Source organism: Flavobacterium frigoris PS1, assembly GCF_000252125.1.
Taxonomy (GTDB): Bacteria; Bacteroidota; Bacteroidia; order Flavobacteriales; family Flavobacteriaceae; genus Flavobacterium; species Flavobacterium frigoris_A.
Genome location: NZ_AHKF01000020.1, coordinates 65,123 through 84,621, shown reverse-complemented (window position 1 = coordinate 84,621; position 19,499 = coordinate 65,123). Strand labels below are relative to the sequence as shown.

Below are 19,499 nucleotides of genomic sequence, written 5' to 3'. Positions count from 1 at the left end.
ATCGAAGGTGTTTTTTTAGCCATAGCATAAAATAGAAAATCCTCGAAAAGTAAGTACATTACTTTTCGAGGATTTTTTTGATAGAAAACAAACTACTCTATTTTCTTTATTCTATTGTCTCGATCTTAATCATTCATCGAGATTAAAAACTCTTCATTGTTTCTAGTTTGTCTGAAACGGTCGTTTATAAAACTCATCGCTTCCACTGGGTTCATATCAGAAAGATACTTTCTCATAATCCACATTCTTTGCAAGGTTTTTTCGTCTAATAACAAATCATCACGACGAGTACTTGAAGAAGTTAAATCAATTGCTGGAAAGATACGTTTATTAGCTATTTTTCTATCCAACTGCAATTCCATATTACCAGTACCTTTGAATTCCTCAAAAATAACTTCGTCCATTTTAGAACCTGTTTCAGTCAACGCAGTGGCTATTATACTTAACGAACCTCCATTTTCAACATTACGGGCCGCTCCAAAGAAACGTTTTGGTTTCTGTAACGCATTTGCATCCACACCACCACTCAATACTTTACCTGAAGCAGGCTGCACTGTATTGTAAGCTCTGGCCAAACGTGTAATCGAATCTAATAAAATCACCACATCATGTCCACATTCCACTAAACGTTTTGCTTTTTCAAGAACGATATTAGCAATCTTAACGTGTTCCTGTGGTTCTCTATCAAAAGTAGAAGCGATTACTTCTCCACGCACACTACGTTGCATATCTGTAACTTCCTCAGGACGCTCATCTATCAATAAAACGATAAGATAAACCTCAGGATGGTTAGCCGCAATTGCGTTTGCAATTTCTTTCAACAACATTGTTTTACCCGTTTTTGGTTGGGCTACAATCATACCACGCTGTCCTTTTCCTATAGGAGAAAACAAATCGATAATACGTGTAGAAATTGTGCTTTCACGTGCAGCCAAATTGAATTTTTCTGACGGAAAAACGGGGGTTAAATGTTCAAAAGAAACCCTGTCACGAACCACTTGAGGGTCGTGTCCGTTTATTTTCAGTACTTTTACAAGTGGGAAAAATTTCTCCCCTTCTTTTGGAGGACGTACTACACCTTTAACGGTATCTCCGGTTTTAAGACCGAATAATCTAATTTGAGATGTCGATAAATAAATATCATCTGGCGAAGCCAAATAGTTATAATCTGAAGAGCGTAGAAAACCATAACCATCAGCCATCATTTCTAAAACTCCTTCACTTTCTATAATTCCATCAAATTCAAAATCAGAATCCCTAAAATTACTTTTTTTAGCTTTAAAAGTAGGATTTTGGTTTTGTTTATTTAACTGGTTTGGGTTTACTTTTTTAACAGGAGCACTAACTTCTGGTGTTGCTTTTATTTCAGTATCCGTGCCTTCTTCGCTTTCTTTTGAAGCTTCTTTTGCTTCTTCTTTATCTTTTTTTAAAGCAATTTTCTTTTCGTAGGCTGATTTATTAAATTTAATCTCTTTCCCTACTTTCTTACCTGATACTGGTGCTTCATCTACCGCTTCAGCCTGAGCATTTACGGCTTCAACCTGAGAAGTAACTTCTGCCGGCACCTCAATTGTAGCCTGTAATTCTGTTTCAACAGAATCCTCTTCCTTTGTGAATAATGGTTTGACTTTAGATTTTTGAATGGCCACCTTTTTTACAGGTACAATACGTGCCCTTTTAGGCTTATCATCTTCGGATTTAGTTTCCGCTTGCTTATCTGATGTTGTATCAACAGTGCTATTTTGATGTTCCAAAATTGCCCCTATTAAGGTGTCTTTTTTTACACCATTAAATTTTATGGTTTTAGCTGATTTAGCTATTTCTTGAAGCTCAGCAAGCTTCATTTCTTTTAATGCAGAAATATCAAACATGAATGTTCTATGAGTTTAATTAAATTGGTGACACTATAAAAAGATAGGTAGTAATTTTTTACTTCGAATTGACCGCAGTATGAAGTGCTTACGGTATTGTCATGCAATAATACGAATAAAATTTAATGATACAATAGTATTTTAAAAAAAGAAAATATATTTTTGTAAAACAAAATTAAACAATGATACAGAGAATACAGACGATTTATTTAATTCTTGCTTTTGTAGTTACTGGTATTTTACCGTTCTTATTTCCTTTGTGGACAATGAGTGACGGGAAGGAATATTACTTTATGCAAAACCAATTTTATGTGATCTTATTGGGATTAAGCACAACGCTTACCGTTTTTAGTATTGTTTCCTATAAAAAAAGACAGAATCAATTTGTTGTTGGCAGATTGAACATGATATTAAATTTAATTTTATTAGGATTGTTTGTATATCGTTCACTAAATGTATCTGGAGAAACAATTCTTGTTTCTGAGAAAGGTATTGGGATGTTTCTACCTATAGTTGCTATCGTATTATTAGTCTTGGCTAATAAGGCCATCAAAAAGGATGAAGATCTTGTAAAATCTGTGGACAGATTGAGGTAAACCTATAAACTTAGTTTATTAGTGCGAAGAAAAACCGAATGGAAACATTCGGTTTTTTTTGTGACTTTAAGTAAGAATAACTAAACAAATAACACCAATTAAATGATTAATTGGTTTATTTTTTTATAAATTTGGAAGCAGCATTAAACTATATGAACGATAAAATACGAATACATCTTGCAGATGATCATCAAGTCCTTATTGATGGAATGAAAACGCTTTTGAACACTGTCTCTAATTTTGAGGTGGTTGGCTTTTCTTTGGACGGAAGTACTCTATACGACGATGTAAAATCTAACAACACCAGCATTCTGATCCTAGATATCAGCATGCCAAAAAAAGATGGTATTGAAGTGGTTAAAGAGTTTGCAAAAAAAGGGTTTCCCTGTAAAGTGATCATTCTGTCCAGCTATGATGATTTAAAAATAATCCAAGAGGTCATGAAGCTTGGTGTAAGTGGGTATTTAACAAAACAGTGTGCCGGAGAAAACATTGTCGAGGCCATAAATGCAGTTTCAAGCGGTGAGGATTATTTTTGTACTGCCGTAAGGGAGAAAATTTTCAATTCAGCAACTAGAAACATTCCAAAATTAAACAAATACAAACCCACAATCGACTTACTGTTGACAGCTAGAGAAATTGAAATTATTACTTTAATCGCATTAGAATATAGCGGAAAAGAAATAAGTGAACAATTATTTATCAGTTCAAATACAGTCGAAACACATCGCAAGAATATCATGAAAAAACTAAAAGCAAAAAACACCATCAGTCTGGTTAAGTTTGCCCTTAAAAACAAATTGATTAAAGCCTAAATCGGCGCGCAATCGACTACAGTTCCAAAAGGAATACAAGCAAAAAAACAAGAACTGTCTAATTCTTATTAATTTTTCATGATTCACAACCGATTCTTTTTATTACTGCTACTTACAGTTTTTTTTGGTCATGGCTTGCTTTCCCAAACCGTAACCCTTTCAAAAAAAACAATGACTGAGCTGACAACAGAGGCTACTAATTTGATGAAAGAAGGGAAATTTGAAAGATCTTTAATAAAATCTCGATTTGCTTTAAAATATGCCATTGCCGCCAAAGATGACGATGCTATTGCCACCTGCTACAATACCATTGCGGCCAATTTTGACCAACTAACCGAGCCTGATAAAGCTTTCTTTTACTATAAAAAAGGACTTATCTATGCTAGTAGAACCACTAACAGCCAACTCAAAAACTGGCTGTATAACAATCTAGGCAACATCTATTGCTTTAACAAAAAGGAATATGCAAAAGGCATCTTTTATTACAAGAAATCGCTCGATTACAGTACCAAAATTCATGATTCATCAGCTATTGTTTTTACAAAACTCAATATTACTTGGGCCTATTTTGATATTGGGCATTTTAAAGATGGCCTACCCTATCTAGAATTCGTTAATAAACACCACGCTGCATTTGGGGACAGTTCAACAATTGCTGCCTTAAACATGCTTAACGGCATGTATTACAACTATAATAATGAAAATGAAAAAGCCAACACTTCCTTCAATAATTCTATTAATCTTGCCATTAAAGAAGGCTTCAAATCTGACTTGGCATTTGCCTATTTAGAATACTCAAAATTTCTATTAAAAAATGGAGATCATCAAAAAGCCTACCAAAATCTGTCTCTTTATAATACTATAAATGAACAAGTTGTAGATGAAGACAAGCTCAAAAAAGTAAACGTTGCGGGAATCAATCTAGAACTAGATGAGTACAAAAGGGAGATTGATATTATTGAAACTAAATACAAGACAAAACAGCAAATCCTTATAGAAAAGCAGTCTAAAAACAAACAAATCAGCATCATAATCATTTCACTATTACTCTTAATTATCATCTTGTTTTACTTTTTCTTTCAAAATACACGATTGAAACAAAAAAACAAACTCAAGGACATACAAAGTAAAATTCAGGAGAATATCATCAATGCCTCGGTGAATGGGCAGGAAATAGAACGAAAAAAAATAGCCAATTTTTTACATGACAACATTAGCGCCCTACTATCGACAGCCGGACTACATTTAAGCGTTTTCAGCGCCAAAAACCAATTGGAATCCGAAGAAATCACTAAGACGAAAGCAATCCTAAGAGAAGCGCATGATAAAGTTCGTGATCTATCACACGAGCTTTTACCTTCATTGTTAACCCGTTTCGGCTTATATTATGCGATCCACGATTTGTGCGAAAAAAATTCAAACTCCAGCATCAGTTTCGAATATTCTAGCACAACGGAAGCATCAAAACGCTATAACGAGGATTTCGAAATGAAAATCTATTTCATTATTACAGAACTCCTTAATAACGTTACAAAACATAGTAATGCTACAAATGCATTTGTTGGAATCGAAGAGAAAAACAAAACACTATTGATACATGTTAGAGATAACGGAAAAGGTTTTGACTCTAATAAATATAATATAATTGAAGGTTTTGGTCTCAATCAGATCAAAGCGAGGATAAATAATATTGATGGAGAAATATCGGTACAGTCCAAAGTAAAATTAGGAACTTCAATTCACATTAAAGCGCCTATTTCCTATAAAAAAGCTTAAACTCGCTTCTCTATCTCAATAATTTCTAAGTCTCTGATTTTGTCCCCATCAATCACAAAACGCAGCATGGTACGTACCTGATGAAATCCACTTTTACCGCAGGCCCCAGGATTCATATGTAAAAGATCGTGTTTCTTATCAAACATCACTTTTAGAATATGAGAATGCCCACAAATGAACAATTTAGGAGGGTTTGATGCCATTTCCGCCTTTATATTAGGGTTGTATTTGCCCGGATAACCACCAATATGCGTAATCCACACATCAACCCCTTCACATAGGAAACGGTTGTGCAACGGGAATTCAAGACGTGCCGTCGCATCATCAATGTTCCCATAAACTGCTCTTAATGGCTTTAGTTTTTTTAAAGTGTCAGTAACACTCAAGTCGCCAATATCGCCTGCATGCCAGACTTCATCAGCTTGGCTGACATATTTTAAAATACTGTCATCCATATGACTATGGGTATCTGAAAGGAGTAGAATTTTTTTCAAAACTTATTTTTTGGAGCTATTTCCTGATTTCCACTGCGATCTTTTTATACTCGAAAAGACGTATAAAAGGATTTTTACTTCAAACGAAGTTCATTGAACTCTCATGAAATTAAATGCTTAGTGGAATAATCAGGGCTAGAATTTTGTGGTAAAAATAACCATTCGGATTCCAATTAAAAAATCTAATTCAATAGAACAAACTTTAGAGCTTAGTCGTCTCACAAAAAAATTAATAAGTATCTTTGCATCTTGAAAAAAACAACTTGAGGTATTTTATAAAATTAGCATACAACGGAACCCAATATCATGGCTGGCAATACCAACCTAATGCTTCCACTGTTCAGGAAACCATGAACAAGGCGTTTTCTGTATTACTTAATTCAGATATCAGCCTTATGGGAGCAGGACGTACGGACACTGGTGTTCACGCTAAAGTAATGTATGCACACTTTGATTTCGAAACTTCTTTTGAGATCCCAAAATTAATACACAAACTCAACTCCTACTTGCCAAAGGATATTGTTGTTTATGACATTATTCCAGTTGCTGATGAAGCGCATACTCGTTTTGATGCGACCAAAAGAACATACGAATACCACATCAATACTTTCAAAAATGTATTTTTGCAGGAACAAAGTTGGTATTTCCATCAAAAACTAGATGTTGATTTGATGAATGAAGCAGCGAAAATCTTATTTAAACATACTGATTTTCAATGTTTCTCAAAAGTAAATACGGATGTCAACACCTTTGATTGCACAATATTTGAAGCGTATTGGAAACAAAAAAATAACCAATTGGTATTTACCATATCAGCAAATCGTTTCCTTAGAAACATGGTGCGATCTATTGTGGGAACATTAGTTAACATAGGTTTACATAAGATTACGCTTGATGATTTTAACATTATAATTGAAGCCAAGAATAGAGACAAGGCTGGTTTTTCGGTACCGGCACACGGCTTGTATTTAACCGAAATTGATTACGATTACATAACAAAATAGCCCTGATAGCAGTGAAAATCCTTTATGTTTTTATTTTTAAAAAACATAAAGATTGTAACGAATAGCAGGAAACAGCTCCTAAAACTGAACTAAATTCAGCTGAAAATAAAATGAAAGCAAAAGCATTCGATACCCGATTATTCAAACGAATATTACAATATACAAAACCGTACCAATGGCGTTTTAACGGCGTTATTGCCTTCGCGATTTCCCTGTCTATATTTGCGGCATTGCGCCCGTATTTATTGAAGCAAACCGTTGATGGGTACATCCAGACTAGGGATGCTGACGGACTTTTGTTTTACATTACCCTGATGGGAGTGGTTCTTTTGTGCGAAGTTTTTTCGCAGTTTTACTTTGTCTTTTGGGCTAACTGGCTGGGGCAGGACATTGTAAAAGACATTCGAACAAAACTTTTCAAGCATATCTTGAGCTTCAGAATGAAATATTTTGATCTTGTTCCAGTAGGCCAACTGGTAACACGTTCCGTTTCGGATATCGAATCAATTGCTCGTATCTTCAGTCAAGGGCTTTTTATGATCATCAGTGACTTGATGAAAATGGTCGTGGTACTGGGTTTTATGTTCTATATGAACTGGAAATTGACCTGGATTGTGATCGTTGCCATGCCAATTTTAGTCTTTATCACCCGAATATTCCAACGAAAAATGCAAGTTGCTTTTGAGGATGTACGTAACCAGATTTCAAACATGAACACTTTTGTACAAGAAAGAGTTACAGGAATGAAAATTGTACAGCTGTTCAACAGAGAAGAAATTGAGTCTGAAAAATTCAAAAATATAAACGACAAACATAAAAAAGCTTGGATAAAAACGATTCTTTATAACTCGATTTTCTTTCCCATAGCTGATATCATATCGTCTCTGACACTTGGTTTTATAGTATTGTATGGCGGACTAAAGATTTTGAACGGCGATACTTTTACCACTTTTGGTGATTTATTTTCATACACTATGTTTATTGGAATGTTGTTTAATCCTTTGCGTCAGATTGCTGATAAATTCAACGAGATGCAACTGGGAATGATTGCTGCTAATCGCGTTTTTGAAATCATTGACACTCAGGATCAGATTCAGGATACAGGAACAATCGAGGCGCCCGTTTTTAAGGGAAATCTAAGCTTTAAGGATGTGCATTTCAGTTATATTCCTGACGAAGAAGTAATCAAAGGCATCGATTTGAACGTTAAGGCTGGAGAGACCGTTGCTATTGTGGGTTCTACAGGTGCCGGAAAATCAACAATTATCAATTTACTAAACCGTTTTTACGAGATCAACAGCGGGGAAATTTATATCGATAATCAAAATATCGAAAATTACACTTTAAGTTCATTGAGAAAACAAATTGCGGTGGTATTGCAGGATGTTTTCCTTTTTGCCGACACGATTTTCAAGAATATTACGCTAAATAATCCAGAAATTACTAGGGAAGATGTTTTGGCTGCAGCAAGAGAAATAGGCGTGCATGATTTCATCATGAGTTTACCTGATAATTATGATTTTGACGTCAAAGAGCGTGGAGTGATGTTGTCCTCTGGACAGCGTCAATTAATCGCTTTCTTGAGAGCGTATGTCAGTAATCCAAGTATTCTTATTCTGGATGAAGCAACTTCATCTATCGATACCTATTCAGAAGAATTAATACAGCGTGCTACGGAAACCATTACACAAGGCAGAACATCTATTGTGATTGCCCATAGACTAGCTACTATTGTCACTGCAGATAAAATTGTGGTGATGGACAAAGGTTTGATTGTTGAACAAGGAACGCATCAGGAATTAATCAATCGTAAAAGCGGGTACTATAAAAACTTGTATGATTCCCAGTTTTCAGTGGCTAATTAGCAGCTTAACCATTAAGGCCCCTAAGCTTTAGCAAAGAGCGCAAGGGTTTTTTAGCTGCAAAGGTTAAACGGTTCTTTAAATACACTAAAAAAATAAGCGGAAACTCGGTTAATCTGTATCATCTGTGTGCTCTTTTCTAACCGCAATTAACACTAAGTTTTCACAAGGATCACAGCGATTATATTAGAGGCATAGAGCGGTCGTAGCTGAACTTATTTGATTAAAAATAATAGTGAATTTTATAAAATTTGTTACTTTACCACTTTATCACTTCTAAGCTTTCCAAAAACAGAATAAATCCTTAAATTCGCAAAATCATTTAATCGAAGAAAAACAAATACAATATGAAATACGATATCATTGTTTTAGGAAGTGGACCAGGCGGATATGTTACTGCCATTAGAGCATCACAATTAGGCTTTAAAGTTGCCGTGATTGAAAAAGAAAACTTAGGTGGAGTTTGCTTGAACTGGGGTTGTATCCCAACCAAAGCATTGTTGAAATCAGCGCAGGTTTTTGATTACCTAAAACACGCTTCCGATTACGGATTGACTGTTTCATCATTCGACAAAGATTTCCCTGCTGTAGTTCAACGCAGTAGAACTGTTGCAAGCGATATGAGCAAAGGAGTTCAATTCTTGATGAAAAAAAATAAAATTGATGTTATCTATGGTTTTGGGAAACTAAAAGCTGGTAAAAAAGTTGATGTTACTGACAAAGACGATAAAGTTACTGAATATAGTGCTGACCATATTATTGTTGCTACTGGAGCTCGCTCTCGTGAATTACCAAACTTACCACAAGATGGTGTAAAAGTGATTGGATACAGACAAGCAATGACTTTGCCTACCCAACCAAAATCGATGATTATCGTAGGCTCTGGAGCGATTGGGGTTGAATTTGCACATTTCTACAATTCAATGGGAACTGATGTGACTGTTGTTGAATTTATGCCAAATATTGTCCCTGTTGAGGACGAAGACATTTCGAAACAAATGGAACGTTCTATGAAAAAAGCGGGTGTGAAAATTATGACTAACTCCTCTGTTGAGAAAATCGACACTAATGGAGCTGGTGTAAAAGCATACGTTAAAACAGCAAAAGGAGAAGTAGTTCTTGAAGCTGACATTTTACTATCGGCTGTTGGTATCAAAACAAACATTGAAAACATAGGTCTAGAAGCAGTAGGAATTGCAACTGACAAAGATAAAATATTAGTAAACGAATACAACGCAACTAACATCCCAGGTTATTATGCTATTGGTGATGTGACTCCAGGACAAGCTTTAGCTCACGTAGCTTCTGCCGAAGGAATCAACTGTGTGGAGAAAATTGCAGGAATGCACGTAGAGCCTATCGATTACGGAAACGTACCAGGTTGTACTTATGCTACTCCAGAGATTGCTTCAGTAGGTTTGACTGAAAAACAAGCTAAAGAAAAAGGATACGAATTAAAAATTGGTAAGTTCCCATTCTCAGCTTCGGGAAAGGCAAAAGCCTCAGGAACTCCTGATGGTTTCGTAAAAGTAATCTTTGATGCCAAGTATGGCGAATGGTTGGGATGTCACATGATAGGTGCTGGAGTTACAGATATGATTGCTGAGGCAATTGTAGCACGTAAACTAGAGACTACAGGACACGAAATCCTAAAAGCGATACATCCGCACCCTACAATGAGTGAAGCGGTTATGGAAGCTGTTGCTGATGCTTATGGAGAAGTGATCCATTTGTAAATATAAAATGCGTAGTAGAGAAGCACTGCAGTACATCTCTAAGGTGCGTCTACAATTTAATAAAATCCGATTTGCTCACGCAAATCGGATTTTTTATTTAAAAAAACTGTTCCACTAGAATTAGATTCTCATTTTAACAAATAAATATTTATTAATTCGTAAATTTGAGAATGCCGATTGTATTTATAAGTAAATATGTTAAAGTTCTAACCTTTTAAACTATTTGACTATGAAAACCCTCAAACAATTCAGTATGGAACCGCTATTAATAATGGTCACTTTTTCCATTATTCCTGAGCCAAATTCCAATTCAGATATTTCCGATAGTCCAGAAACCAAAACTACTCCTCCAGAAGAGCACGATATTATTGCTATCATTGTGACCAATGGAAGCTGGAAAATAAGCTACTACTGGAAAAGTGAACGCGATGAAATGGTGAATTTCAATGGATTTAATTTTAGTTTTGGAGCTAACGATGCGCTAACAGTGACGGATGGCACAAACACCTACAAGGGCAGTTGGTCCATGCTCGAAGCCAACAGTAATAACAAAATCATAACTGATTTAAAGTTCAATATCTATCTGTCCTACCCCATGCATTTTGTAAAAATAATTGGTGGTTGGGAAAATATTGAAAAATCATCCGACTTTTTTGAACTAAAAGACCAAAGCTTCAAAAATGGAATAACTGATTTTTTAACCTTCAGCAAAAATTAGAAATACAGTTATCAAAGCAGATAGCCACCCAGAATTAAAATGCAGAATCCGTTTTGGTCTTATTCATTAAAATAGACTAAAACGGATTTTTTGGGCGTTCTTGTCGCGAATAATAAGGCTGCAAATTTCAATCTTTTTTTCACTGCGCTACAAAAAAGGATTTTCACTACTCTTTTTCATGTATTTCCCCGAAATTAGTACTCCATACAATAGTAAAGCACGAGAAATATGCCGCTGTCTAATTAACAAAAGCATACCAACCAACTAGCAGTCTACTACATTATTTATTAGATAATTGTTATATATTTGAGAAAGTATAAAGTATGGTATTTACCAGACATAGCCAGCCATTTTAGGATCATAAGTCTGATATTGTCGTTAGTATTAAGCTGAAAAAAACTGAACTGAAAATGAGATTTAAAAGTAGAAAAGATATATTGTTTCAAATAGTAACATTTGGATTGAGCGGACTATTCATTGGAGTAATTTTGTTTCGAACATTTTCTAATAAAACTGTAAACTATGAATTTATTTGGCCTGATACTTTAATGCTGTTAGTAATTGGATTTTTATTATGGTTGAATTTCGGAACGGAATACGAACTCACTCCAACGGAATTAAAATATAAAAGTGGACCAATACGCGGGAAAATTGAAATCGAACGGATAAAAGAAATAGTGAAAGGAAAAAGTTTATGCTCAGGTTTAAAACCTGCAATTGCAAGAAACGGACTGATTATAAAATATGACAAATATGAAGAGATTTATATTAGTCCAAAAACTAACAATACTTTTATAGTTAAAATTTTAGAATTAAATAAAGACATAAAAATAACAACTGACTGAAATGCAGAACGCAAAAAGCCAATTGACAACACACGTTTGTGGCTACCCCAGAATTTAGTGGAATTATCGTTTTAATTCGTGTTTTAGTTATTATAACTTACAAGACAGCTATAGCAACAATACCGTTGTATCCCACATAAAAGAACTAGTAACATTTCAGACATGGACATCCTTAAAGACTTCACGAGCCAAACAATTAATTTACAACCAGATGACGAAGGTGAAGTAAAAGCAACACTTATAACTTCAAACTTTAATATAGGAAACAGGAGGAGTGTATTGTATATCCATGGTTATATTGATTACTTTTTTCAGGCGCATCTGGCAGAAAAGTTCAATACGCATGATTTTGATTTTTATGCATTAGACCTTAGAAAATACGGACGCTCACTCCTGCCCTATCAGCATCCCAATTATTGCAGGGATATTAGTGAATACTTCGAAGAAATCACAATAGCAATTCGCCAGATTCACGAATCTGGTAATGCGGAGCTCTTTCTATTGGGCCACTCAACGGGAGGTTTAATAGCTAGTAATTATATGAATTTTGGACAGGAAAAAAATTTAATAAAAGGGCTTATTTTAAATTCTCCTTTTTTTGATTTCTACCAGACTAATCTTCAGAAAACGCTTGTTTATTTAGCTGCTAAAGTAATTGCCGGAATCTTTCCTTATGCAAAAGTCAATGGAGCCTTGCCTACGGCTTACGCAAAAAGTTTGCATAAAGATTTTCATGGTGAATGGGACTATAACTTAGATTGGAAACCTATTGCAGGCTTCCCTACCTATTTCGCTTGGCTCTTAGCCATTCGATCAGCACACCAAAAATTAGAAGACTCTAATATAAAAACCCCTGTTTTAGTCATGTATTCTAGTGCTTCCTCTAATCTTTCAAAATTTTCAGAAGAAGCTATGGTTAAAGATATCGTATTAGATGTTACTGATATTAAAAGAATTGGAGCAAAACTTGGTACGCATGTTACTTTGCTAGAAATTAAAAATGCCCAACATGATATATTCCTATCACGCAAAAATGTGAGAGAAAAGGCATGCAATGAAATGTTCTTTTGGCTAAATAATCTGGAATCGGAAAAGTAAATCCCTCTAATAGTACACCAAATAATAACTAATATAACCGTATTTTGGATCTAAAATGGTTTTAAAGTTGGTCAATTTGCTAAAAAATGAAATCCTAATATAACGATAAGGAATATCAAATTACAGCTTTTGAGAAATACTTAGTAAAGTATCAAAAACGAAAAAGGTGGTCTGTTTCCAGATCACCTTTTTAATTCATAATTATGCAACAATTGTTGCTATATTGTTGGCCTTGTGACTTGCTTTAATCAGAAATTAGGCCAGATCAAAACGATCTGCATTCATCACCTTATTCCAAGCCGCAATAAAGCTGTGTACAAACTTGTCATTAGCATCTCCAGACCCATAAACTTCAGCGATTGCTCTAAGTTCTGAGTTGGAACCAAAGATAAGGTCTATACGAGTACCAGTCCATTTTAATTCGGATGTTGTACGATCACGACCTTCAAATACATCTTGAGAATCTGATACTGCCTTCCAAGTCGTTCTTAAATCTAGTAAATTAACAAAGAAATCATTGGTAAGCGCTTCGGCATTCTTAGTAAACACTCCGTGTTGTGATTGACCGAAGTTGGTATTAAGAACACGCATACCTCCAACAAGTGCACTCATCTCTGGGGCTGTTAGTGTTAGCAATTGTGCTCTGTCAATCAACATTTCTTCTGCTGAAATAGTGTATTTAGTTTTCATATAATTACGAAACCCATCTGCTTCAGGCTCTAGAACTGCAAATGCTTCCACATCTGTTTGTTCTTGCGATGCATCAGTTCTTCCAGCTGTAAATGGAACGACTACATGTTGACCAGCATTTTTAGCTGCTTTCTCAATTCCTACGTTTCCACCTAGAACGATCAGGTCAGCAATCGAAACTGCCTTACCATCAGTCTGAGAATTGTTGAAGTCGGTTTGAATTCCCGTCAATGTCTCCAAAACTTTTGCAAGTTCAGACGGATTGTTAACTTCCCAATCTTTTTGCGGTGCTAATCTAATACGTGCGCCATTTGCTCCTCCACGTTTGTCAGAACCACGGAATGTTGATGCTGAAGCCCAAGCGGTAGATACTAGTTGAGGCACAGATAGTCTTGAAGCGATTATTTTATCTTTTAATGCAGCAGTATCAATATCGTCTATAATTTTGTGCGTTACAGCCGGAATAGGGTCTTGCCAAATCAATTCTTCTTTTGGAACTTCTGGTCCAAGATATCTTGAGATTGGTCCCATATCACGGTGTGTCAATTTAAACCAAGCACGAGAAAATGCATCTGCAAAAAGATCTGGATTCTCAAAAAAGTGTCTTGAAATTGGCTCATAAATTGGATCTACTCTCAATGCGATGTCAGATGTAAGCATAAATGGAGCATGTCTTTTTGCAGGATTGTGTGCATCAGGCACTGTACCAGCCCCAGCCCCATCTTTCGGCTGCCATTGATGTGCGCCAGCAGGACTTTTTGTTAATTCCCATTCGAATCCAAAAAGGTTTTCGAAGTAATTGTTACTCCATTTCGTTGGCGTAGTAGTCCATGCGCCTTCTAAACCACTGGAAATAGTATCCTCCCCAGATCCGGTACCAAATGAATTTTTCCAACCAAGATTTTGATCCTCAATAGCAGCAGCTGCAGGTTCCCTACCGACATACTTATCTGGGTCAGCTGCACCATGGGTTTTCCCAAAAGTGTGCCCTCCGGCAATTAGTGCTACAGTCTCTTCATCATTCATCGCCATACGGGCAAAAGTCTCCCGAATGTCACGAGCGGATCCTAAAGCATCTGGAACTCCATTAGGACCTTCTGGATTTACGTAGATGAGCCCCATCTGAACGGCAGCAAGTGGGTTTTCTAGCTCACGGTCGCCCGTATAACGATTGTCATCCAACCACTTTCCTTCAGAACCCCAATAAATATCTTCTGATGGTTCCCATACATCTTCACGTCCTCCAGCAAAACCGAAAGTTTTCAGACCCATAGAGTCCAAAGCACAGTTTCCTGTAAGAACCATTAAATCAGCCCATGAAATTTTCTTACCATATTTCTGTTTAATTGGCCATAATAACAAACGAGCCTTGTCTAAGTTTACATTGTCAGGCCAGCTGTTAAGTGGTGCAAAACGTTGGTTGCCCTGACCCGCACCTCCACGCCCATCAGCGATACGGTAGGTTCCTGCACTGTGCCATGCCATTCGAATAAAGAACGGGCCATAATGCCCGTAGTCAGCAGGCCACCAGTCTTGTGAATTAGTCATTACATCAATGATGTCTTTTTTAAGCGCCGCCAGATCCAGGCTCTTAAACTCCTCTGCGTAATTGAATGCTTCACCCATCGGATTAGAAAGGGATGAGTGCTGACGCAGTATATTTAACTTCAAAAGGTTTGGCCACCAATCACTATTACTTTGACCAGATGCTACACTCTGTTTAGGAGCGCCAGCTGAGAATGGACATTTGGCTTCCCCGTTTGCATTATTACTATTTTCCATAATTTTTTTTATTTTAATATTATATAAATTTCTATTGCTAATTTACACAATTTTTACAATCGAAATTATCTTTTTAATAGATAAAAACTATAACAGTAACGATCTATCGCAATTTCTCAAAAAAAATTTTGGTTCTACTAATTTGTGAAATATGCGTAACGTACTATATACTAATTAAATAACACGAAAATTAAGTGTATAGCTTAATTTAAGACAAACTAAGGGTGATTTTATTTGAACTGAAGTACTGTTGGTGATTCTAAGAAAAATTTATGGACGTCAAAAAGTTTAGTCTATATTTGTGCTTCAAAAAACTATAGTAATAGGTCTAGTTTACGGTCAATAAAACAAGCTGAAAGTTATTCCTATTGCAATTTTACCAGCCCGATACTATAAAGTGTCTTTTTTTTGGTAAAAAATAAACATTACAGCTAATACTATTTTACAAATATGAATATCTTAAAAAAAGTAAATTCAGTCAGAAGGAATTTGATGCAGGGAATGACTAAGAAAATTAGTGGTTCAACAATCAATCAAAACCTGCCAATGATCAATAAAGATGCGGTAAAGACTGTATTGATTTGCAGACCCAATCACCGGTTGGGAAATCAATTATTAATTACGCCACTTGTCCAAGAGGTTACAAATACATTCCCAAACTGTAAAATAGATCTATTTGTAAAAGGAAATGTAGCTCCAATTATATTTGAAAATTATGAGAATGTTGACAGCATCATTAAATTGCCAAAAAAACATTTTAACGATTTACTTCCTTACCTTAACGGTTGGTTAGCGCTTAAGAAAAAACACTACGACCTTGTTATAAATGTAGATAAGAACTCTTCATCAGGCAGACTTTCTACCAAATTTGCAAAGTCAGACTATAAACTATTCGGAGATGAAGAAACTGATTTTGAATCGAAATACACAGATCACAGACACATTGCTAAATATCCGGTGTACAGTTTAAGAAGTTATTTATCTAAACTAGGAATCCCAAATAAAGAGAATCCAATACCGACATTAGATATTAAATTAAGCCCTTCAGAACTTGCAGAAGCCAAGCTTGAATTAGAAAAACTAATCGATAAAGATAAAAAGACAATCTGTCTGTTTACTTTTGCCACGGGAGCAAAATGCTACTCAGAGACTTGGTGGAATGAAATCTACGACAGACTGAAAAGGGATTACAGCGACTACAACATTGTTGAATTATTACCTGTTGAAAATGTATCGCAAATAGGTTTCAAAGCGCCTTCCTTTTATAGCAAGGATATTCGGCAAATAGCAGCCTTTATTGCCAATACAGACATCTTCATAGGAGCGGATAGCGGCATGATGCATTTGGCCAGTGCTTCAAAAACACCTACTGTGGGATTGTTTTCGGTAACTGTTGTAGATAAATACCTCCCTTATGGAAACAATAGCGTTGCCGTGGACACTAATACCATGAATACTGATGATATCATGAATCTAGTTGACAGCATTCTCGCAAAAACTAATTAAGAAAATCGAATGTTTTTATTGCATAATCATGCCTTCAATCAACTTGCAAAGCATGTTACAATTGCTAAATTGAGACATCATACTTTACATGCTTTCGAAAAAAGAAAACATTCAAGAAATGATGCTTCATAAGTTATAGATGCCATCATTTTTTATTTCCTCCATTACAAAGGAACTTTGAACGTTAGAAATCCCTTTTATAACAGATAGTTTGTCGATGATAAACTTCTGGTACTCATTCATGTCGTTAACGGCGATTTTTAATAAAAAGTCGTAGTTCCCTGACACATGAAAACAACCCATAATTTCAGGTAATTTAGCTATTTGCGTCTTAAAATCATCTATCAATTCTCTAGAATGAATGGCCAAAGTCACTTGACAATACACATTAATTGATTTCCCGATTTTTTCGCCATCCAGTAGAGCAACGTACTTTTTGATGTACTTTTTTTGTTCCAATTTCTTAATGCGCTCAAAAGTTGGAGACACAGATAAGCCTACTTTATCGGCGATTTCCTTGGTGTTATACTTTGCATTTTCCTGCAGCAGCATTAATATTTTTTTGTCTATTGCATCCATATCAGAAAATTTTCCTTTTAAAAAAACCAAACTACAGTTATTCAATATTAAAATCCTGTAATTATATTCAAAAATAGAATTATATTTTGAATCTTGTTATACAAACAGAATATCATTTCATTAAAAGTACTTTTGTAAAAAAAATTAAAGAAATGAAAACAATTTCGGAATCATTGTCAGAACAAGATAACCAACGCTTAAACACTTTAGAGCAGTATATAGAAAATGCCCGCGATAATTTTCTAGGTTATCCTGTCTCAAAAGATTTTGACTATTCAGAAATTGCCCATTTTTTAAAATACCCAATTAATAACCTTGGTGACCCTTTTGAAGATTGTACTTATAAAGTGCAAACGCATGAATTGGAAAGAGAAGTAGTGGGTTTCTTTGCCAAATTATTCCGAGCCAATCCAAAAGATTATTGGGGTTATGTGACCAATGGGGGATCAGAAAGTAACTTATATGGTTTGTATCTGGCTAGAGAATTGTATCCCAAAGCGATGGTGTATTACTCTGAATCTACCCATTACAGCGTCCGTAAAAATATCCATCTTCTAAACATACCAAGTATTGTAATTCGATCTCAGGAAAATGGAGAAATCGATTATTCCGATTTTGAGAACACACTAAAAATGAACCGACACAAGCCAGCTATTGTATTGACGACTTTTGGCACTACCATGAAGGAAGCTAAAGACGATGTTTCAAAAATTAGAGGAATCTTAAGAGGTTTGGCCATACAAGACAGCTACATTCATTGTGACGCCGCTTTATCTGGAACGTACGGTGCCTTTATGGAACCTCGCTTTCCGTTTGACTTTACTGATGGCGCAGATAGTATATCAATCAGCGGACATAAATTTATTGGCTCACCTATACCTACAGGGGTCATTATCACCAAACGCTCCAACAGGGACCGAATTTCAAAAGGCATTTCCTATATAGGATCGCTGGACACCACCATCACTGGTTCTAGAAACGGGCATTGCCCTTTATTTTTATGGTATGCCCTAAAAAAAATGGGGGTCGAAGGTCTGAAAAAACGCTACTTAGACAGTCTAGAAGTGGCTGAATACTGTGAACGAAGACTAAAAGAAATAGGAATCGCCGCCTGGAGAAACCCAAATGCCTTAACAGTTGTATTTCCAAAGACATTCGAGGAAATTAAACTGAAGTGGCAACTGGCCACTGAAGGAGACATCTCCCATATTATATGTATGCCTAATGTTACCAAAGAACAAATTGACCACCTAATTCACGATATCGAAAACTGTATAGAAAGACCAGAAGAAGCTTCCGATTTTGTGTTTTAAAAAGTATAATCTTAATCTAATAGTTCATTAGCGTATAGATTAAGGATAGTTCCATAAATTTGACTGAGCAAAGGTTAGATAGAAAACAGGAGTTTAAGCAATTTGCCAAATTTAAAATAAAATGACAATAGAAACCATAGACAAATCAACATTAAAATTCCTTACTGATATTGCCGCAAACAATAACAGGGATTGGTTTCAAACGAACAAACAGTTTTATGTTGAGGCACAGCAAAACATGCATTCCTTCATCGAAGGGTTAATCTTGAAAATCAACAAACATGACCAACTAGAAAACAGATCTGCAAAACAAAGCCTTCACCGGATCTACAGTGACATGCGATTCAGCAAAGATAAACTACCTTATCACTCAAAATTTGACTTTAGTTTAAAGCGATTCGGTAAACAAAGAAGAGGTGGCTATTATATGAACATTAAGCCTGGAAATAGCTATTTAGCCTGTGGCTTTTTTGCTCCAAATCCAGAAGATCTAAAAAGGATTCGTTTAGATATTACTAAAAACTACCCCCAGTGGAATGAGATACTTCAATCAAAGGAAATCAAGTCTAATTTTGGTGATTTAAAGGGAAATGCCGTTTTGACTACGCCCAGAGGATTTCAGAAAGATCATGTGGCTATCGAATTAATCCGTCACAAACAATTTTATTTAAGACATGATTTTAGCGATGAGGAAGTACTTTCAGACAGTTTTTTGGCACAAGTGAATTCAATCTACACTGCGGTGATGCCCTTTTTTGATTACATGAGCGAATTACTGACCACCGATTCTAATGGTGAAACCATAGTTTAACTT

Annotated in this window: 16 protein-coding genes; 12 read left to right on the top strand and 4 right to left on the bottom strand. The window is 35.6% G+C overall.

Annotation, left to right across the window (positions count from 1 at the left end):
* Nucleotides 1–125: 125 nt before the first annotated feature.
* A complete protein-coding gene (gene rho / locus HJ01_RS12900; protein ID WP_007138893.1) occupies nucleotides 126–1,871 on the bottom strand; it encodes a transcription termination factor Rho in 1,746 nt (581 codons plus the stop codon).
* Between the two features lie 182 nt (nucleotides 1,872–2,053).
* Between rho and HJ01_RS12895 the strand changes: the two genes are divergently transcribed.
* The 3 genes from HJ01_RS12895 (at nucleotide 2,054) to HJ01_RS12885 (ending at nucleotide 5,058) form a co-directional block, all read left to right on the top strand.
* Nucleotides 2,054–2,467, top strand: coding sequence for a DUF4293 domain-containing protein (locus HJ01_RS12895; protein WP_007138892.1), 414 nt, complete (start codon nucleotides 2,054–2,056; stop codon nucleotides 2,465–2,467).
* A gap of 152 nt (nucleotides 2,468–2,619) precedes the next feature.
* Nucleotides 2,620–3,282 (top strand): response regulator, encoded by a 663-nt coding sequence (locus tag HJ01_RS12890; protein WP_007138891.1) that lies wholly within the window; start codon nucleotides 2,620–2,622, stop codon nucleotides 3,280–3,282.
* Nucleotides 3,283–3,360: 78 nt separating this feature from the next.
* A complete protein-coding gene (locus HJ01_RS12885) occupies nucleotides 3,361–5,058 on the top strand; it encodes an ATP-binding protein (RefSeq protein WP_007138890.1) in 1,698 nt (565 codons plus the stop codon).
* Here the strand turns inward: HJ01_RS12885 and HJ01_RS12880 are convergent.
* Entirely contained in the window at nucleotides 5,055–5,552 is a 498-nt protein-coding gene (locus tag HJ01_RS12880; protein WP_040473957.1) for a metallophosphoesterase family protein, read from the bottom strand. The two genes, HJ01_RS12885 and HJ01_RS12880, sit on opposite strands and share 4 nt — an antisense overlap.
* Before the next feature lie 263 nt (nucleotides 5,553–5,815).
* On the opposite strand from HJ01_RS12880, the gene truA reads away from it, so the two are divergent.
* The 6 genes from truA (at nucleotide 5,816) to HJ01_RS12850 (ending at nucleotide 12,815) form a co-directional block, all read left to right on the top strand.
* Nucleotides 5,816–6,556 carry a tRNA pseudouridine(38-40) synthase TruA gene (truA, locus tag HJ01_RS12875; protein WP_040473956.1) on the top strand — a complete coding sequence of 247 codons (741 nt, stop codon included), beginning with the start codon at nucleotides 5,816–5,818 and terminating at the stop codon, nucleotides 6,554–6,556.
* A 110-nt stretch (nucleotides 6,557–6,666) separates the two neighbouring features.
* Complete coding sequence (locus tag HJ01_RS12870) at nucleotides 6,667–8,421, top strand: ABC transporter ATP-binding protein (RefSeq protein WP_007138887.1); 1,755 nt, start codon at nucleotides 6,667–6,669, stop codon at nucleotides 8,419–8,421.
* Nucleotides 8,422–8,765: 344 nt separating this feature from the next.
* A complete protein-coding gene (lpdA, locus tag HJ01_RS12865; protein ID WP_007138885.1) occupies nucleotides 8,766–10,154 on the top strand; it encodes a dihydrolipoyl dehydrogenase in 1,389 nt (462 codons plus the stop codon).
* Nucleotides 10,155–10,383: 229 nt separating this feature from the next.
* A complete protein-coding gene (locus tag HJ01_RS12860; RefSeq protein ID WP_007138884.1) occupies nucleotides 10,384–10,872 on the top strand; it encodes a hypothetical protein in 489 nt (162 codons plus the stop codon).
* Between the two features lie 410 nt (nucleotides 10,873–11,282).
* The gene (locus HJ01_RS12855) at nucleotides 11,283–11,717 is read left to right on the top strand and encodes a PH domain-containing protein (RefSeq protein ID WP_050855233.1); all 435 of its coding nucleotides are present in this window, start codon (nucleotides 11,283–11,285) and stop codon (nucleotides 11,715–11,717) included.
* Nucleotides 11,718–11,879: 162 nt separating this feature from the next.
* A complete protein-coding gene (locus tag HJ01_RS12850) occupies nucleotides 11,880–12,815 on the top strand; it encodes an alpha/beta hydrolase (protein WP_007138881.1) in 936 nt (311 codons plus the stop codon).
* A gap of 255 nt (nucleotides 12,816–13,070) precedes the next feature.
* Here the strand turns inward: HJ01_RS12850 and katG are convergent, their stop codons facing one another.
* Entirely contained in the window at nucleotides 13,071–15,287 is a 2,217-nt protein-coding gene (gene katG / locus HJ01_RS12845; protein ID WP_007138880.1) for a catalase/peroxidase HPI, read from the bottom strand.
* A 450-nt stretch (nucleotides 15,288–15,737) separates the two neighbouring features.
* On the opposite strand from katG, the gene HJ01_RS12840 reads away from it, so the two are divergent.
* On the top strand, nucleotides 15,738–16,793 hold the full coding sequence (locus HJ01_RS12840) for a glycosyltransferase family 9 protein (protein WP_007138879.1): 1,056 nt from the start codon (nucleotides 15,738–15,740) through the stop codon (nucleotides 16,791–16,793).
* Between the two features lie 126 nt (nucleotides 16,794–16,919).
* Here HJ01_RS12840 and HJ01_RS12835 read toward each other — a convergent pair whose 3' ends face one another.
* Nucleotides 16,920–17,372, bottom strand: a complete 453-nt coding sequence (locus tag HJ01_RS12835) for an Lrp/AsnC family transcriptional regulator (RefSeq protein ID WP_040473981.1) — start codon at nucleotides 17,370–17,372, stop codon at nucleotides 16,920–16,922.
* Nucleotides 17,373–17,524: 152 nt separating this feature from the next.
* On the opposite strand from HJ01_RS12835, the gene HJ01_RS12830 reads away from it, so the two are divergent.
* Together HJ01_RS12830 and HJ01_RS12825 are read left to right on the top strand one after the other, a co-directional pair.
* The gene (locus tag HJ01_RS12830) at nucleotides 17,525–18,685 is read left to right on the top strand and encodes a histidine decarboxylase (protein ID WP_007138876.1); all 1,161 of its coding nucleotides are present in this window, start codon (nucleotides 17,525–17,527) and stop codon (nucleotides 18,683–18,685) included.
* A 121-nt stretch (nucleotides 18,686–18,806) separates the two neighbouring features.
* A complete protein-coding gene (locus HJ01_RS12825; protein WP_007138875.1) occupies nucleotides 18,807–19,496 on the top strand; it encodes a DUF2461 domain-containing protein in 690 nt (229 codons plus the stop codon).
* Nucleotides 19,497–19,499 lie beyond the last annotated feature (3 nt).

Bases quoted from the DNA above. Each gene is read 5' to 3' on its own strand.
- HJ01_RS12895 (WP_007138892.1), top strand. From the start codon at position 2,054: ATGATACAGAGAATACAGACGATTTATTTAATTCTTGCTTTTGTAGTT.
- HJ01_RS12890 (WP_007138891.1), top strand. From the start codon at position 2,620: ATGAACGATAAAATACGAATACATCTTGCAGATGATCATCAAGTCCTT.
- lpdA (WP_007138885.1), top strand. From the start codon at position 8,766: ATGAAATACGATATCATTGTTTTAGGAAGTGGACCAGGCGGATATGTT.
- HJ01_RS12830 (WP_007138876.1), top strand. From the start codon at position 17,525: ATGAAAACAATTTCGGAATCATTGTCAGAACAAGATAACCAACGCTTA.
- HJ01_RS12885 (WP_007138890.1), top strand. From the start codon at position 3,361: ATGATTCACAACCGATTCTTTTTATTACTGCTACTTACAGTTTTTTTT.
- HJ01_RS12855 (WP_050855233.1), top strand. From the start codon at position 11,283: ATGAGATTTAAAAGTAGAAAAGATATATTGTTTCAAATAGTAACATTT.
- HJ01_RS12835 (WP_040473981.1), bottom strand. From the start codon at position 17,372: ATGGATGCAATAGACAAAAAAATATTAATGCTGCTGCAGGAAAATGCA.
- HJ01_RS12860 (WP_007138884.1), top strand. From the start codon at position 10,384: ATGAAAACCCTCAAACAATTCAGTATGGAACCGCTATTAATAATGGTC.
- HJ01_RS12840 (WP_007138879.1), top strand. From the start codon at position 15,738: ATGAATATCTTAAAAAAAGTAAATTCAGTCAGAAGGAATTTGATGCAG.
- katG (WP_007138880.1), bottom strand. From the start codon at position 15,287: ATGGAAAATAGTAATAATGCAAACGGGGAAGCCAAATGTCCATTCTCA.
- HJ01_RS12825 (WP_007138875.1), top strand. From the start codon at position 18,807: ATGACAATAGAAACCATAGACAAATCAACATTAAAATTCCTTACTGAT.
- rho (WP_007138893.1), bottom strand. From the start codon at position 1,871: ATGTTTGATATTTCTGCATTAAAAGAAATGAAGCTTGCTGAGCTTCAA.
- HJ01_RS12850 (WP_007138881.1), top strand. From the start codon at position 11,880: ATGGACATCCTTAAAGACTTCACGAGCCAAACAATTAATTTACAACCA.
- HJ01_RS12870 (WP_007138887.1), top strand. From the start codon at position 6,667: ATGAAAGCAAAAGCATTCGATACCCGATTATTCAAACGAATATTACAA.